We start from the raw sequence: 15,489 nt of genomic DNA, 5'->3' as shown, positions 1-15,489 counted from the left end.
TTTTTTTGACGAATTCACAGCACTTGATTGCGCCAGGATTTCGCTTGAGGGAAAGGTTATGGCGTCGCTGTACGGGAGAAAACAGCTACTTGGTCACACCTGTTGTGACGCAGGATCACAGTGTCGGGGCGGGTTCGCGCAGACTCTGACCAGCCGTGAACCAAGGCTGTCAGCCGCCGCCAATCCTTCCACCAGGCGCTGGTAGTTCAAGGGCGGTTGCATGTTTCTGGCGTAAACCGCCGATAAGGTTGCGTCCACGAGAATATTGATCTGCGCCGTCGTCAACGGCGTGCGCTGACCCAGTTCAGCGAACGTCACGGGCAGCTTCACCGCGTGCAGCAGACGCGCGACCTGTTCAATCTCTTCGGCCGGTCGCGCCTCCACCGCCATCTGCACCAGCGTGCCGAACGCCACCAGTTCGCCATGCAGCATCGACGCCATCGCCGGTATCGCGGTCAGCCCCCGAACCAGGGCATGGGACAGTGACAAACCACCGCTCTCGAAACCGACACCGCTAATCAGCACGGTGCCTTCGATGACCCGCTCGACATCATCGGTGAGTTCATGTCGACACACCGCCTGATATGCCGGGACGCCGTACTGCATCAGCGTGTCGAAAACCAGGTTGGTGAGCATCAATGCCGTGTGCAGCGGCGGTGTGCCGAAAGAGTTGTGGCCGCCGGCGGCGTAGCACTGTCGGGCTTCGAATTTCTTGCTGATGGCATCGCCGATCCCGGCCGCGAAGAACCGTGCCGGCGCCTGAACGATGACCTCTGTATCGACAATCACCGCAGCGGGATTCATCTTCAGAAACTCCACGCCCACCACTTTGTGCTCTTCGTCGTAAAGCACGATCAGCCGACTCGTTGGCGCGTCACTTGAAGCGATCGTGGGGCAGACAATGATCGGCACGTCGAGATTGGCCGCCAGCCCCTTCGCCGTATCGATGGTCTTGCCACCGCCCAGCGCAATGATCGTGTCGGGGGCGTGCAGCAATGCCTGCTCGGATAACTGCGCAATCGCAGCGCGCGTGCACTCGCCGGGAAACTCGATGTGCAATGGCTCCAATCCCTGGTCCTGCAACGTGGCGCCAACCTGCGGCCATAGATGCCGGGCGACAAACTCATCGCAAAGCACCAGCGGCCGTGATCGGCCCATGTCGTTCAGCACTCTGCCCAATTGTTGCAATGCATTCGGACCCTGCTCGTAGCGCCCGGGAAATCCCATCGTTTTAACCATGACAAACGTCCTCGCAAGAAGTCATCAGCGCATCAACCAGCCGCCCGCGACATCAACCACCTGGCCGGTAATGAAGTCGCTTTCGCTTGACGTGAGAAAACACGCCGCTCTCGCCACCTCAAGCGGTGTGCCCAGCCTGCGCAGCGGTGTCTCGTCGACCACGGTTTGATTGGCCTGGGCCGATACGGTCTTGAGCAATGGCGTTTCGATTCGTCCAGGTGCCAGCGCATTGGCGGTGACACCGAACGGCCCGAGTTCGCCGGCCAGGTGGCGGGTAAAGCCGATGATTGCGGCTTTGGTCGCACTGTAGTGCGCTGCGACAATCGGCAGGAACGCGCTGCCCGCCACCGAAGACATATTGACGATGCGCCCGAACCGGCGCTCGACCATGCCGGGCGCGAGCACTCGCACCAGGTTGAAGGAGCCATTGAGGTTGATATCGACAACCCGCTGCCACTCATCCGGTGCCATGGTCCAGATCGGCGCGGGTGCGCCGTGGTGTTTGGGCGAAATGCCGGCGTTGTTGATCAGGGAATCGATGGGGCCGAGCTCACCTTGCACGCGCTCGCATGCAGCAGCGCAGTCTTGAAAACTCGCGACATCAGCCAGCGCCCACGCGACCGCAAAACCCGCATCACGCAACGCCTCGGCCTGCTGTTGCACCTTGTCGGCATCAGCGTCGAGCAGCGCCACGGCTGCACCTTCTTCGCAATACAACCGCGCGATCGCCGCACCGATGCCGCCACCGGCACCGGTGACCAATACGGTGCGCCCGGCGTGTCTGGAATGAGTCATGAGCTGTTCTCACTTGCAGATGAATGGACTGGGTCAGAGCCCCAGATAAGCACGCTTGACGTGCGGGTTTTCCAGCAGTTCCTGGCCGGTGCCGCTGAGCACCACTTCGCCGTTCTCCAGCACGTAACCTCGATGAGCAATGCGCAGCGTATGAACGATGTTCTGCTCGACGATCAACACGGTGGTGCCCAACTGGAGAATCCTGTTGATGATCTCGAAGACCTGCGACACCAGCAGCGGCGACAGGCCCAGCGAGGGTTCATCAAACATCAACAATTTCGGCTCGGCCATCAGCCCCCGGGCGATGGCGACCATTTGTTGTTCGCCGCCCGACAGTGTCCCGGCGTTCTGATCAAGGCGTTCGCGCACCCTCGGAAACAGATCGAGAATATTGTCCAGACGCTGCCTGTAGCCCGCTCGTGCACTGCGTTTGTAGGCGCCCATCAAGAGGTTGTCGCGCACGCTGATGAAGGGAAACAACTGGCGCCCCTCCGGTATCAGTGTCAGGCCCGCGTCGACAATCTGATCGGGGCGATTGCCATCGATGCGCTGGCCTTCGAATTCGATCGTGCCTTGGGACGGTGTGACGATGCCGCACAAGCTGCGCAGGGTCGTGGTTTTGCCGGCGCCGTTGGCGCCGACGATAGTCACCACCTCACCGGCATTGACCTCGAACGACACGCCACGAAGGATCTCCGTACCGCCATAGCCGCTGTGGACGTTGTCGAGTTTAAGCATGGCTGTACTCCTTACCGAGGTAGGCTTCGATAACCTGAGGATCGTTGATCACATCGTGAGGCGCGCCCTGCATCAGCAGCGTGCCGGAACTGATCACGACGATGCGGTCAGAAAGGCTCATGGTGGCTTGCATCAGGTGCTCGATCATCAACACGCTGACGCCCGAATCACGCACCCGGCGAATCACTGCGATGGCCTTGGCAACATCCGTCGGGTTGAGGCCGGCCATGACTTCGTCGAGCAACAGGATGCGCGGGCGGGTCGCCAGAGCGCGGGCCATTTCCAGGCGCTTCATGCCGCCGACCGTCAAGTTGCGCGCCCGGGTGTCGAGCAGCGCGGTGAGTTCGGTCAGCTCGGCGACTTGCTCGGCGATCGCCCTCGCCTCCTTCGCGTCGGCGGTGTGCATGAATGCACCGAGCATGATGTTCTCGCAGACACTCAAATCAGCGAATGGCTGCACGATCTGAAAGGTCCGGCCAATGCCTGCCCGGGCGAACTCGGCCGGGCTGTTCGGGGTGACCCAGTCGCCATTGAGCAGGCGCACTTTCACTTGGCCTTTGGATGGCAGAAGAAACCCGGAGAGCTGGTTGAACACCGTAGTTTTGCCGGCGCCGTTCGGGCCGATCACACCCACGATTTCGCCTTCGGCCAAGCTCAGCGAAACATCGTTGGTGGCGTGCAGTCCGCCAAAGAACTTGTGCAGGTTTTCTGCGACCAGAACCGGCTCACCGTGCGTGGCCGAGTGGGCTTGCGCCAAGGTCGGCCCGATCGGTGCTTTTGTATTTGCCATCGAACGACGGCCGCCGGGCAATGAGTCGATCCAGGCAAATATCCGAGCCCCAAAACGCCCCACCACGCCTTGCGGAATAGTCAGCACCACCACGACCAGCACGATGCCATAGACCAGACCGTGCACCCCGCTGCCCAGATCGCCAAGCCAGCCGCGTGCCAGTTCAGCCAGCGGCAGCACCAGCAAAGTGCCGATCAACGGTCCCGATACCGTGCCCAGTCCACCAATCAACGCGAACATGGCGATCTGAATCGACATCTCGAGAGAAAACATCGAGCCGGGTTCGATGAAGGTCAGGTACATCGCATGAAAGCTGCCGACCAGGCTGGTGATAAATGCGGACAACACCACGGCGATCAGCTTGACCTTGACCGAGTTCACGCCCACCGCATGGGCGGCGTCTTCACGTTCACGCACGGCGATCAGGTAATAACCCAGTCGGGAATTCTTGATCTTCCACGACACCGCCAATGTGATGAGCAGAAACGCGAAGGCGATCAGCAGGTACGGCCAGCGCGGGCGGAACAACATCCACTCGAAACCGAGCTTCAGCGGTACGCCCAGCCCTGCCGCACCACCGGTCACGTCATGCTGATTGATCGCCACCAGACGCACGACCTCCAGCACCGCAATGGTCGCCAAGGCAAAAAACGGCCCGCGCAATCTGAAGCACGGCCAACTGATCAGCACCGCGACAATCGACGACAGGATTGCGCCAGCGAACATGCCGATCCATGGACTGATGCCCAGTTTCATCATCAGCAGCGTCGTCGTGTAAGCGCCCACCCCATAGAACACGGCATGCCCCAACGACAGCTGGCCGGCAAACCCGCCGACGATGTTCCAGGCACTGGCCAGTGCCGCATAACTGCATATGAGGATGAACAGGTGATAAACGAACGGCGAGCCAACGCTCAATGGAATGATTAGTAACAGCGCCAGGGCCAGTGCACTGACATAGACACGCGGGTGCAAAATATTCATGAACATCTTCCTCACTCAGACCCGCGACCGGCGCCGAAAAGACCTGTCGGACGAAACACCAGGATGCCCAGGAAAATCGTGAAGTAGACGACCTCCTTGAGGTCCGGCGCGATGTAGTAACCGGCGAGACTGTCGACGATGCCGATCAGCATTGAACCGATCAGTGCGCCGGACAGGCTGCCCAGGCCGCCCAGCACCACAATCACAAACGCCGTCAGCACGAAGAAAGTGCCAACGGTTGGAAAGACCGGATATTGCGGAGCGATCAGTCCCGAGGCGACGCCCAGGCAGGCGCAACCCAGGCCGAAGGCAAACACATAGATGTTCTTGACGTTGACACCCATCAGTTGCGCCGCGTTGCGATGCTGTGCAGTAGCGCGGACAGCCCGGCCGAGAAATGTGTTCTGCAAAAACCAGTGCAGCCCCGCGACCAGTGCGAGCGACGCGACAAACGTGATCAACTGACCGCTGCTGACGCGAAAGGCGCCGAAGCTGACGGTCGTGGTACCGACGCTGATGTTCTTCACCGTCATGACGTCGGCACCGAAGATCAGCAACGCGCCGTTCATCAGGGCAATCGAGACGCCCACGGTGGCGAAAATCTGGATATGTCCCTCGGCGCCAAGCAACGGCTGAATGATGAAACGCTGCATTGCCGCACCAGCGGCAAACAACAGGATCGTCGCAGGAATGATCGCCATATACGGGTGGATGCCGAAGTGCGAATTCAGCAAGTACACGGCATACAGGCCGATCATCAGAAACTCGCCATGGGCGAAGTTGACCACACGCACGATGCCGAAAATCAAAGTCAGGCCGATGCTGATGATGGCCAACGTGCCACCGAGCAATAAGCCGTTCAACAGGAGCTGGATGAAAATTTCCACGGTTGGCGCCCTCTTTGCGAGCGAACGAACCCGTGAAGCTCAATGATCAAGCTTCAGCAGATTGCGGGGTTCAGGTATCAGGGTTGGTCGGAAAAACGCGCTTGGGCAACGGCGGCTGCCTGGGGGTAAACGGTTTTCAGCAGACCGTTCTGCCACTGCATGATTGCCGTATTGGCGCGCTGGTTCTGGCCGTTCTTGCCAAACCTGGCACCGATGCCGGCAGCCGTGCCGCCGAGAGGAATATCGATGGTTGCCACCGAGGCACGGATCGCATCGGCGTCCAGCGAAGTACTGTTTTCCATGGCATCGAGGAATATCTTCGCCCCGACATAGTTGATCAGGCTGTGGCCCGAGCGCGGTTCGCTGCCGTAGCGATCCTTGTATGCCTTGGCGAACGCCCCGATACCGGGAGCGCCGTTTTCATTGGTCTGGAACTGTGGGAAATCGACATCGAGCACGCCTTCCATATTGGCTGCGCCGACGACCTTGACCGTGTCCTGCATGGAATAGCCGCCGCCGGCGCCGATAACGGCTTTGGGCCTGAAACCGGCTTCGCGGATCTGGCGGAAAAACAGCGTCGTGTCGTTCTGATAACTGGTCTGCAATACCACATCCGCCTGGGCGCCTTTCAAACGCAGGATCAGCGATGAGAGATCGACCGCTTTGGCCGAATACGGTAATACCTCGACCACATTCAGACCTTGCTCCTGAGCGATTTTTTTCTGAAACCCGGCGATGGTCGTACCGTACAGCGCATCCTCGTGGATGATCGCGACCTTCAATTGTTTCGGATCGACCTTGAGCGATGGGCTGACAATCTCCGTGATGGCGGTGATGGTGCCTTCGGCAAAATTCCTGGCGGTCGGGTTGCTGCGCATCACGTAGCTCAGATCACGCTCAGTGATGTGGTCGGACACCGCACCCAACTCGAAAAATGGCACCCCCGCCATCTCCGTCACCTGCGTGGCCGCAAATGACAGCGCCGAGGAATAGCTGCCAAATACAGCAGTGACGTTCTCAACAGAGGTGAGCCGGCGCGCGGCACCGACCGCTTGTCCCGCATCGACTGCGTCGGCCTTGAGCAATTTGATCGGCTCGCCCTTCAAACCGCCCGAGGCATTTCGTTCGGCGACGGCCAGTTCGAGGCCACGGAAGCTCTCGTCGCCCAGCAACGCCAGGGATCCACTCAGGGGATAAAGCGCACCGATCCTGATGTCCGCGAGCGCGGCAACCGGAGTGGACAGGCAAAGCAGGATGCCGGCAGCTCTCAGCCAGCTTTTCGCGGTAGCCGCCACGGCCACGGCTTCCTCTTGAGCGAGTCTCATTGGATTCATCTCCCGCAGATATTGTTTTTATTGTTCCTTCAAATGATCCGTGCCGAGCACAGACATCGTCGGATTACAGTGGCGATGACACGCAAGTTTCTGCGCCACTGTTTGCAAGAGTACGGCTCGCCAAGATTGGCTGGATATAGCTGAAAAAGCACACCTGCTGTGAATTTGCGGCACAGCTCCTATGGCGGGCTGATCACTCCCAAGGCGCCGGTGACCACGCTTCCACCAGCCTGTCGATAAACAGCCGAATCTTCGGCGACAGGTGTCGCTTGCTCGGATAAATCACCCGGATCGGCTCGGCAGCCTCGGCGTGCTCTGCGAGCAACTGCACGAGCTTGCCACTGCGCAAGTCATCGTTGACCACATAGGATGGCAACGTCGCGATACCGAGGCCTGCGGCAGTCGCCTGATGCAAGGCTTCAGCGCTGTCCATCTGCAGCCGCCCGGCGTGAATGACCGGCACAGGCTGACCATTGACGCGAAAATTCCACGCCAGCAATCGGCCGCCGCTGACGAAGTGCAGGCACGCATGCCCGGCCAGATCTTCGGGTGTCTGCGGTGCCGGATGTTCTTTCAGATAATCGGGCGAGGCACAGGTGATCATTTGCTGGTAAGCCACCGTGCGCGTGAGTAGCCCGGAGTCTTCCTTGGGCGGACCGATGCGAATCGCCAGATCGAAACCCTCGTCGATCAGGTCGACCAGCCGATCGGAAAACGTCGCATCGATGGCGAGCGACGGCCAGTCTCTCAGGCAGCGCTCGATGTGCTGCACAACGTGCAGCCGGCCCAGTGCTACCGGCAGGCTCATGCGCAAGCGGCCGCTGGGCGTCGAACGGCGGAACGCCAAAGCCTCTTCGACCTCGTCCAGATCCTGCAGGATGCCCACGCATCGCTCATACAGCACCCGACCATCGTCGGTCAGGCTCAGGCTGCGGGTGGTGCGGTTCAGCAGGCGGACCTGCAGACGCGATTCGAGCCGCACAATCGATTTACCGACGGCCGAGCGGGTCAGCCCGAGTTGCCTGGCCGCCGCCGTAAAACTTCCGGCATCCACCGAGGCGACGAAGGCGGCGATGTCGTTCAGGTTATGCAGTTCCATGTGGCCTCCGGGTTTGGCATTCAAGCGGCTTGGCACCGGTTATGGGGAACCCTATTCCCCAATCATGAGCATAACATCTCGATTAGTTAATCCATCACCAACGCCTGATTGAGGTCATATGAACACTGAAGTAAAAGCAGCCGTGCAAACCTGGGCCAACAGCCTCAGCGATCTGGTACCCGTGCTCAAGGGCACCGATACCACCACAAAGATGAGCGACATCCGCGATGCCTACGCAAAAATGCTCGGGCATAATCAGCCGCCGGCTGGCGTGAGGTTTGAAACAGTCGACATGGGCGGCGTGCCCGCTACGCTGGTGACTCCGGATGAACTCAAGACCGACGCGGTGCTGATGTACATCCACGGTGGCGCCTACATCGTCGGTCGACCTGACGGCTACCACGGCATTGGCGGCAACTACGCAAAAATGCTTGGCGCGCGGGTGTACATGCCGGATTACCGCCTTGCACCCGAGCATCAGTTCCCCGCCTCCATCGATGACACTTTGCGCGCCTATGAGTGGCTGCTCGAGCAGAACATCGCCGCCAGCAAGATTGCCTTCGCAGGCGAGTCGGCGGGTGGCGCGATGGTGGTCAGCGTGATGGTCGCGGCAAAATCCAAAGGTTTGCCATTGCCTGCGGTGGGCTCGTCAATTTCGCCATGGGCCAACCTCGAACACACCGGCGCCTCCATGAGCAATCGTGAAGGCCTTGATCCGCTGAACTCCAAGCCCGTGCTGGACATCCTCGCGCGAGCCTTTCTCGGCGACACCTTGGCCAACCATCCGCTGGCGTCGCCGGTGTTCGCCGACGTCACCGGACTGCCACCGATTCTGGTGCAGATCGGCGAAAACGAACTGATGCTCAGTGACGCGATGCGTCTGGCCAATCACCTGGCGGACAACCGCGTCCGGGTCAATCTTGAAGTGTGGCCCGGCATGTTTCACGCCTGGCATTTCTACGCGGGCATGCTGGCCGAGGGGCAGCAGGCGCTGGAGAGCTCGGTGCGGTTTATCGAGGCGGGGTTGACTGAGGCTAATCGCTGACCAAACTGCGTCCGCTGCTGATCGGGGACACTTGTCGCTGTATTGCTCGGCGCCTTGGCGGTATGGTGATTTGCCGACCGCCGAGGAACCCTGAATGCCGAAAAAACCACCAGCCCCTGACAGCACCGCCAGCGCAGCCGACATCGAACGCGCCATTCTGGCCTTGAACAAAATGGCCGAGCGTCTGTGGGGTGACGGGCGTGAAGCCGAGGCCAAAGCGTTGCTCGATGCACTGGATGCGTTGAACCGCGCCCTCGACCGGATCCGCATCGGGGAAAGTCGCAGGGCCGTTACGCTGCACTGAATCAGACCTGATAGAACTCGCAATACCACTGCACGAACGCTTGCACGCCCTGCTCGATCGGCACGTGCGGGCTGAAGTCGATGCAGCGCGCCAGCGCCGACACGTCGGCCCAGGTCTTCAATACATCGCCCTCCTGCATTGGCAGATAACGGCGCTGGGCCTTCATGCCCAATGCCTGCTCCAGGCATTCGACGAAGCTCAATAGCGCTACTGGACTGCCGCGACCGATATTGAACAGCCGGTTAGTACCACGCTCGGCGCTGAGTGCGGGCGGTTTGTCGAGCAGTCGCAAAATCCCTTCGACGATGTCATCGATGTAGGTGAAATCCCGCGCCATTTCGCCTTGGTTGTAAAGGTCGATGGCGCGCCCCTGCAGCATCGCTTCGGTGAACTTGAACAGCGCCATGTCCGGTCGACCCCAGGGACCGTAGACGGTAAAAAAACGCAGGCCGGTGGCTTGCAAGCCGTAGAGATGGCAGTAACTGTGCGCGAGCAATTCGTTGGCACGCTTGGTCGCGGCGTACAACGAAACCGGTTGGTCGACCGGGTCGTCTTCTGCAAACGGCATCTTGGTATTGGCGCCATACACCGAGCTGCTCGAGGCGTAGATAAAGTGCTCCGGCGGATGACGACGGCATGCCTGCAGAACGTTGAGAAACCCGACCAGATTCGATTGCGCATATGCATCAGGATTGTCCAGCGAGTAGCGCACACCGGCCTGGGCGGCCAAGTGAATGACCTGTTTGAAGTGTCCGTGCTGTAACAGCGCGTTCAACGCCGCCTGATCAACAATGTCCAGTCGATGGAAAGTGAAATTGGCCAGCGTCTGCAATCTGTGCAAACGCGCCTGTTTGAGTTTGACATCGTAATAAGGATTGAGATTGTCGATACCCACAACCTCGAGCCCCTCGCGACACAAACGCATGACCGTGTGATAACCGATAAAACCTGCGGCACCTGTCACCAGAACACTCATGATCACCTCGGCTCACCGGTTGGACTTTAAGGAGATACACAGCACCGAACATTTACCGGCCAACAACGGCAACTATTGATAGACGACCCTAGTTACCCTGGCCAGCAGCATCCGACGCGAGGTATTTAAAAGCCGAACTGCCGATGAATCGAAAGATGTAAGATTGAAACTAATTTGCTATCACGGACGCCATCTAACACCCGCGACTTCAATAACTTCGAAAAGTTTAAAAAATCCGACGAATAAATTTCACCGTTCACAAACAATGACTTACGAAACACGGCCATTATCAGCGGATGAAAGGCAGTCTTTTTGACTGTTATTAATTGACAGCTTGCAAAGACTGGTCGATAACTTAGCACTGCCCGAAGAGCTCGCGCCGCCGCGCACTTTTCTGCTCTCCGGCTACTTATGTAATTAGATCCTGAAGGTCGCAACTGCGAACCGTGCGGTAGCTTTGCCTGAATGAAAGCGCGCCGATTCGTTATAGCCAAGACGGCCACGGATATAACAATAACCAACCAAGTTGATTCATTTTTGAAACACTTCTTCTGCCAATAAACATTGATGCATCTGGCTCGGCACTTTGCCTTGATCAGCCTACTACCTACTAGCAAGCTTGGCGGCTAGTCCCACGTTATCGGCCGCCCTGCTTACACGATCGCTATGTATGGAGTACTCCAGCATGCTAACGGTTTGCCGCAACGGCTCTAACTGGTATTTATTGCAGTGCAAGCCCCGCCAGGATGAACGGGCACAACTCAATCTGCAGCAACAGAACTATTCGACCTTTCGGCCGCAGCTGGTGAGCGAGCGAAGTATTCGTGGCAAACGCCAACGAACACTGGAATCGCTGTTTCCCGGCTACGTGTTCATTCAACTGAGCCGCGACGACAACTGGGCACCGATTCGCTCGACCCGTGGTGTCAGCCGCATCGTCGAATTCAACCATGTGCCCGCCCGGGTCGATGAAGACGTGATCGCGCAATTGCGTGAGCGCAGTCAGGAGTCGATCGGCTTTCCTGCGGAACCGACACTCAAGCCCGGCGAACCTCTGCAAATCGTCCAGGGTCCACTGTCCCCGCTCGAAGGCGTGTTCCTGTCCATGCAGGGCGATGAGCGGGTAATGATCCTGCTCAATTTCCTCAACCGCCAACAGCACGTCAGCGTCCCGCTGAGTTACCTCGAACGCCAGCGACAATAGTCCGGATCCGCTTCGCCCTGACCCCGACCCCCTTAATCAGGAGCGTGATCCATGGCTCTGAAGCCTCGCTGTTCCCTGGTTTTAGTCGTCGCATGCTGTGCCCCCGAAGCTGCCTGGAGCGTTGAGCCGCAAGCGATCAATGTGTACGGCTTCGATTTCACCCCGACCTTTGCCTTGTCGGAAAGCTACGACGACAACTTTCGTGAAGTCGAACACGATGTCGAATCGACCATGGTCACCCGCCTGGCGCCGGCCTTCGAGCTCAAAGCCGAGGACCGCAACAGCGCCACGCGGGTGATCTGGGAGCCGACCCGCTACATCTACCACAGCGCCTCGGACGCTTCGAACACCGCCCAGCGTCTGCGCGCCGACAGCATCATGGAGTTCACCGACCGGCATCGGCTGAAACTCGAAGCCGAGGCACGCAAGTACGAGCGCACCACCTCGACCGCCGTCGACGGCATCAACGACAAAATCGAGAGCCAGCGCGTCGGCGGCGTCTACACCTTCGGCGCGCGCAGTGCGCTGAACCAGATCGACCTCGGCGCCAGTTACGCACAGCTTCGCTATGACAACGCCGACGGCATCAACGATGACAAGGAGCGCAACACCAGCAATCTGTCCAGCACTTGGTATCACCGCCTCGGCAGCAAGACCCGTGGCCTGCTCGAATACGACCACACCCGCTTCGATTACCTGCAATCGAACAGCCCGCGCAGCAGTCGCTCCGACGCGGTGCTGGCTGGGGCCGAGTGGGACATGACAGCGAAAACCACCGGCAAGCTGCGCGTCGGTTACGAGCGAAAGAATTTCGACCAGAGCGGTTCCGACGACCTGAGCAACCCCACCTGGCAAGTGGATCTGGCGTGGAAACCGCGCACCTACTCGACCTTCACCTTTCTCGCGCGCCAGGCCATGGCCGAAGGCGATGACGGCTCCGACGCGGTGAAAGCCACCTTCACCCAGATCGGTTGGCGCCACGGCTGGACCGAGCGCATCACCACCGTCGCCGAAGCCGGCATGGGTCATTACGTCTACGAAGGCCAGGACCGCAGCGACGATTTGCAGGACTACAAACTCGGCGTGAATTACGCAATGCGCCGCTGGCTGGACGTCGAAGTCGCCTACCGCCACCGCGACAACGACTCCGATGCCGACAACGAAAGCTTCACCCGCAATGTTTTCCAGATCACGTTCGACGTCAGTCTTTAGGAGGGTTGGGCCATGCACACGCGCCTGATTTTATTGTTGTTGCTGCTCTGGACAGTGCCCACGGTCGAGGCGGCGGACACCGACACCCATTACCGCTTGGCCGCTGGCGATGTCTTGCGCATCATCGTGTTCGGCGAGCCGGAACTGAGCTTCAAGAAGATTCGCCTCAATGATGCCGGCACGTTCTCCTACCCGTTTCTCGGCGAAATCGTCGCCAAGGGCCTGACGCCCAATCAGGTCGAACAGAAGATCGTCGATGGCCTCAGGCAAGGCTATCTGGTCGATCCGAAAGTCAGCCTCAGCCAGATCGAATACCGCCCGTTCTACATCAACGGCGAGGTGCAGAAGCCCGGCAGTTATCCCTTCCAGCCCGGTCTCACTCTGGAAAAAGCCATCGCCCTGGGTGGCGGCCTGACCGAACGCGCCTCAATGAAACGCGTGACGATTTTGCGCGGCAGTGGCGGCCCGCCGGTCACTGAAAACGTCTCGCGCACCACCGTCATCGCCCCCGGCGACACCATTTCCATTGCACAAGGCTTTTTCTGATCATGGACAACAGCCCAAGCACCTACCTCGAACGTCCGCTCCAGGGCCACTTGCCAACGCAAGCCGCCGACGAGTCGGACACCCTTGATCTGCTGCATCTGTGGCGGGTGATCTGGTCGGCGAAGTGGAACATCGCCTGGCTTGTGCTGCTCAGTTGCGCGCTGGCCGTGGTGGCGCTGTCGTTCATCACGCCGCAATATGTCGGCAGTGCGACGTTGCTGATCAAGGACAAGACGCCGCCCGTGATGAGTTTTCAGCAAGCCGCCGAAGCCGGTGGCGCGACCACCACCGATTACTTGCAGACCCAGCAAGCGCTGCTGCAATCGCGGGAGCTGGCCGAGCGCGCCGTACGCAAACTGGGCCTCACCACCCACCCGGTCACCGATCCACGCCAGCAGGCGCAGAGTTGGTTCACCCCGCGCCAATGGCTGGCGGAGCTCAATCGCGACCAATGGCTGCCATGGCTGGACCTGTTGCCGCCGCCGAAGCCGCCAGCGACTGAAGAACAGGTGTTCAACGACGTCACGCAAAACCTGATGCTGCACACCAGCGTCAAGTTTGTCGGCAAGAGTCAATTGCTGGAGATCGACGTCGAACTGCCCGACCCGGCACTCGCTGCGGCGGTGGCCAACGCCCTCGCCCAAGGCTTTATCGACAGCCAGCAGGACACCAGCCTCAAGTCTTCGCAAAACAACACCAGCTGGATGAACACCCGCCTGGTCGAGTTGCGCGACAACCTGCGCGTTGCCGAAAACAAGTTGCAGGCCTACCGCGAGGAACAGGGTCTGGTCGATGTCGACGGTGTCGCCACCATCAGTGCCAACGAGCTGCAGATGACCGGCAACCGCATGATCGATGCGCGCCGCGACCGTGCTGAAGCGGAGAGCCAGTTCCGTCAGGCGCAAGCCTTGAGCAACGGCGACATCAGCCGTTTGTCCAGCGTGCCGGCAGTGCTGAGCAATCCGCTGATTCAGCAGTTCCAGGCCGACCTGGCCAAGGCTCAGGCCAAAGTCGAAGAGTTGTCGGGCCGCTACGGGCCGAAACACCCGGCGCTGATATCCGCCCGTTCCGAACAGCGCACCGCCGCCAACAGTCTGCGCCTGCAAGTGCAGCAAGTGGTCGCCGGCATCGAGCGTCAATACCAATTGGCGGTGGCCAGCGAAGACGCCCTGCGCAAATCCTTCAACAGCAACAAAGCGCAGATTCAGGACATTTCGCGCAAGGAATTCCAGCTGCGCGAATTCCAGCGTGAAGTCGACAGCACCCGCGCGCTGTATGAAACCTTCGTCACCCGCCTCAAGGAAACCGCCGCCACTTCGGACATGGATTCGGCCAAGGCGCGCATCGTCGACCCGGCGATCGCACCGCTGGAAGCGAGCAAACCGCGCAAGAACCTGATTCTCGCGATTGTTGCGCTGGTCGCTGCGGTGGTTGGCGTCGCCCTCGCCTTCCTCTTCGATACGCTCAGCAATACCTTCAAGACCGACGACACCGTCGAGAGTCTGCTCAATGTGCCGTTGCTCAGCGTCGTGCCGCTGGTGATGAAGAAGAGCCGGCGACAGTTGGCGCGGCTGTTCGAAGACAACGACCACCCGCGCTTCTGCGAAACCATCCGCAACCTGCGCACCTGGCTGATGCTGCAGAACAACGAACGCCCGGCGCAGGTGGTGCTCGTCACTTCCTCGGTGTCGGGCGAAGGCAAAAGTACCATCGCCAACAACCTTGCCTCGTCACTGGCGCCACTGGAACGGGTGCTGCTGATCGATGCCGACATGCGGCAGCCGACGCTGTCGCTGAATTTCGATTTCCCGCCGCAGAGCCCCGGCCTCGCCAACCTCATGGCCGGCAGCGCGCGGCTGGAAGACTGCATTCGCAGTGTCGGTAATCTGGACATGCTCCCGGCCGGCTGCCTGACGCCCGCAGCTCTGGACCCGTTCGAGGCACCACGCTTGAAAGCCTCGAGCAGTTCGAGCAACGCCGTGGCCCCCGCGCAGGACTTGCTCAGCTCACCGCGCCTCGGTCGGCTGTTGCAGATTCTCAAGTCGCGCTACCGGCACATCATCATCGATTCGCCGCCAGCGGAAATCGTCAGTGACGCGCTGTTGCTGGCGCAGCATTCCGATGCGGTGATCTACGTGGTCAAGGCGCAGAGCACGCCGGTCGGCCAGGTGCGCAAGAGCATTGCCGTGTTGCAGCAGAGCCAAGCGCCGGTGTTCGGCGTGGTGCTCAATCAGGTCGATCTGCGCAAGGCGCGCAAGTACGGCCATGGCCATTCCCGTTCCTTCTACGACTACGACTTCGCCCCGCGCTGATCCTTCGGGCCGTGCCGCCCGGCC

General features: G+C 59.9%; 14 protein-coding genes. 6 read left to right on the top strand and 8 right to left on the bottom strand.

What is annotated here, in order from left to right; translation table 11 throughout:
* Positions 1–93: 93 nt before the first annotated feature.
* The 7 genes from PSH90_RS12735 to PSH90_RS12705 form a co-directional block, all read right to left on the bottom strand.
* Positions 94–1,239, bottom strand: a complete 1,146-nt coding sequence (locus PSH90_RS12735; protein WP_095179870.1) for a glycerol dehydrogenase — start codon at positions 1,237–1,239, stop codon at positions 94–96.
* A gap of 24 nt (positions 1,240–1,263) precedes the next feature.
* Positions 1,264–2,034: an SDR family NAD(P)-dependent oxidoreductase gene (locus tag PSH90_RS12730; protein ID WP_305383017.1), complete on the bottom strand. Its 771-nt coding sequence runs from the start codon at positions 2,032–2,034 to the stop codon at positions 1,264–1,266.
* Positions 2,035–2,067: 33 nt separating this feature from the next.
* A complete protein-coding gene (locus PSH90_RS12725; protein WP_073474647.1) occupies positions 2,068–2,772 on the bottom strand; it encodes an ABC transporter ATP-binding protein in 705 nt (234 codons plus the stop codon).
* Entirely contained in the window at positions 2,765–4,546 is a 1,782-nt protein-coding gene (locus PSH90_RS12720; RefSeq protein WP_252878103.1) for a branched-chain amino acid ABC transporter ATP-binding protein/permease, read from the bottom strand. Before PSH90_RS12720 ends, PSH90_RS12725 begins: the two co-directional genes overlap by 8 nt.
* An 11-nt stretch (positions 4,547–4,557) precedes the next feature.
* Positions 4,558–5,433: a branched-chain amino acid ABC transporter permease gene (locus PSH90_RS12715; RefSeq protein ID WP_024012825.1), complete on the bottom strand. Its 876-nt coding sequence runs from the start codon at positions 5,431–5,433 to the stop codon at positions 4,558–4,560.
* A gap of 77 nt (positions 5,434–5,510) precedes the next feature.
* Positions 5,511–6,758 (bottom strand): ABC transporter substrate-binding protein, encoded by a 1,248-nt coding sequence (locus PSH90_RS12710; protein WP_305383016.1) that lies wholly within the window; start codon positions 6,756–6,758, stop codon positions 5,511–5,513.
* Positions 6,759–6,960: 202 nt separating this feature from the next.
* Positions 6,961–7,866 carry a LysR family transcriptional regulator gene (locus PSH90_RS12705; protein WP_305383015.1) on the bottom strand — a complete coding sequence of 302 codons (906 nt, stop codon included), beginning with the start codon at positions 7,864–7,866 and terminating at the stop codon, positions 6,961–6,963.
* Positions 7,867–7,984: 118 nt separating this feature from the next.
* On the opposite strand from PSH90_RS12705, the gene PSH90_RS12700 reads away from it, so the two are divergent.
* The gene (locus PSH90_RS12700) at positions 7,985–8,911 is read left to right on the top strand and encodes an alpha/beta hydrolase (protein ID WP_305383014.1); all 927 of its coding nucleotides are present in this window, start codon (positions 7,985–7,987) and stop codon (positions 8,909–8,911) included.
* Positions 8,912–9,005: 94 nt separating this feature from the next.
* The gene (locus PSH90_RS12695; protein WP_056785649.1) at positions 9,006–9,215 is read left to right on the top strand and encodes a hypothetical protein; all 210 of its coding nucleotides are present in this window, start codon (positions 9,006–9,008) and stop codon (positions 9,213–9,215) included.
* A gap of 1 nt (position 9,216) precedes the next feature.
* Here PSH90_RS12695 and PSH90_RS12690 read toward each other — a convergent pair whose 3' ends face one another.
* Complete coding sequence (locus PSH90_RS12690) at positions 9,217–10,191, bottom strand: NAD-dependent epimerase (protein WP_305383013.1); 975 nt, start codon at positions 10,189–10,191, stop codon at positions 9,217–9,219.
* Between the two features lie 685 nt (positions 10,192–10,876).
* Here PSH90_RS12690 and rfaH point away from each other — a divergent pair.
* The 4 genes from rfaH to PSH90_RS12670 are packed head-to-tail and all read left to right on the top strand — an operon-like array spanning position 10,877 to position 15,465.
* On the top strand, positions 10,877–11,395 hold the full coding sequence (rfaH, locus tag PSH90_RS12685) for a transcription/translation regulatory transformer protein RfaH (protein WP_305383012.1): 519 nt from the start codon (positions 10,877–10,879) through the stop codon (positions 11,393–11,395).
* A 51-nt stretch (positions 11,396–11,446) separates the two neighbouring features.
* Entirely contained in the window at positions 11,447–12,607 is a 1,161-nt protein-coding gene (locus PSH90_RS12680) for an outer membrane beta-barrel protein (protein ID WP_305383010.1), read from the top strand.
* Positions 12,608–12,619: 12 nt separating this feature from the next.
* A complete protein-coding gene (locus PSH90_RS12675) occupies positions 12,620–13,153 on the top strand; it encodes a polysaccharide biosynthesis/export family protein (protein ID WP_305383009.1) in 534 nt (177 codons plus the stop codon).
* A 2-nt stretch (positions 13,154–13,155) separates the two neighbouring features.
* A complete protein-coding gene (locus tag PSH90_RS12670) occupies positions 13,156–15,465 on the top strand; it encodes a polysaccharide biosynthesis tyrosine autokinase (protein ID WP_252878099.1) in 2,310 nt (769 codons plus the stop codon).
* Positions 15,466–15,489: the final 24 nt, after the last annotated feature.

The organism is Pseudomonas sp. FP1762, assembly GCF_030687105.1.
In the GTDB taxonomy this organism is placed as follows: Bacteria; Pseudomonadota; Gammaproteobacteria; order Pseudomonadales; family Pseudomonadaceae; genus Aquipseudomonas; species Aquipseudomonas siliginis.
This window is presented reverse-complemented; position numbering and strand designations above follow the sequence as displayed.

Bases quoted from the DNA above. Each gene is read 5' to 3' on its own strand.
- PSH90_RS12735 (WP_095179870.1), bottom strand. From the start codon at position 1,239: ATGGTTAAAACGATGGGATTTCCCGGGCGCTACGAGCAGGGTCCGAAT.
- PSH90_RS12730 (WP_305383017.1), bottom strand. From the start codon at position 2,034: ATGACTCATTCCAGACACGCCGGGCGCACCGTATTGGTCACCGGTGCC.
- PSH90_RS12725 (WP_073474647.1), bottom strand. From the start codon at position 2,772: ATGCTTAAACTCGACAACGTCCACAGCGGCTATGGCGGTACGGAGATC.
- PSH90_RS12720 (WP_252878103.1), bottom strand. From the start codon at position 4,546: ATGAATATTTTGCACCCGCGTGTCTATGTCAGTGCACTGGCCCTGGCG.
- PSH90_RS12710 (WP_305383016.1), bottom strand. From the start codon at position 6,758: ATGAGACTCGCTCAAGAGGAAGCCGTGGCCGTGGCGGCTACCGCGAAA.
- PSH90_RS12705 (WP_305383015.1), bottom strand. From the start codon at position 7,866: ATGGAACTGCATAACCTGAACGACATCGCCGCCTTCGTCGCCTCGGTG.
- PSH90_RS12700 (WP_305383014.1), top strand. From the start codon at position 7,985: ATGAACACTGAAGTAAAAGCAGCCGTGCAAACCTGGGCCAACAGCCTC.
- PSH90_RS12695 (WP_056785649.1), top strand. From the start codon at position 9,006: ATGCCGAAAAAACCACCAGCCCCTGACAGCACCGCCAGCGCAGCCGAC.
- PSH90_RS12690 (WP_305383013.1), bottom strand. From the start codon at position 10,191: ATGAGTGTTCTGGTGACAGGTGCCGCAGGTTTTATCGGTTATCACACG.
- rfaH (WP_305383012.1), top strand. From the start codon at position 10,877: ATGCTAACGGTTTGCCGCAACGGCTCTAACTGGTATTTATTGCAGTGC.
- PSH90_RS12680 (WP_305383010.1), top strand. From the start codon at position 11,447: ATGGCTCTGAAGCCTCGCTGTTCCCTGGTTTTAGTCGTCGCATGCTGT.
- PSH90_RS12675 (WP_305383009.1), top strand. From the start codon at position 12,620: ATGCACACGCGCCTGATTTTATTGTTGTTGCTGCTCTGGACAGTGCCC.
- PSH90_RS12670 (WP_252878099.1), top strand. From the start codon at position 13,156: ATGGACAACAGCCCAAGCACCTACCTCGAACGTCCGCTCCAGGGCCAC.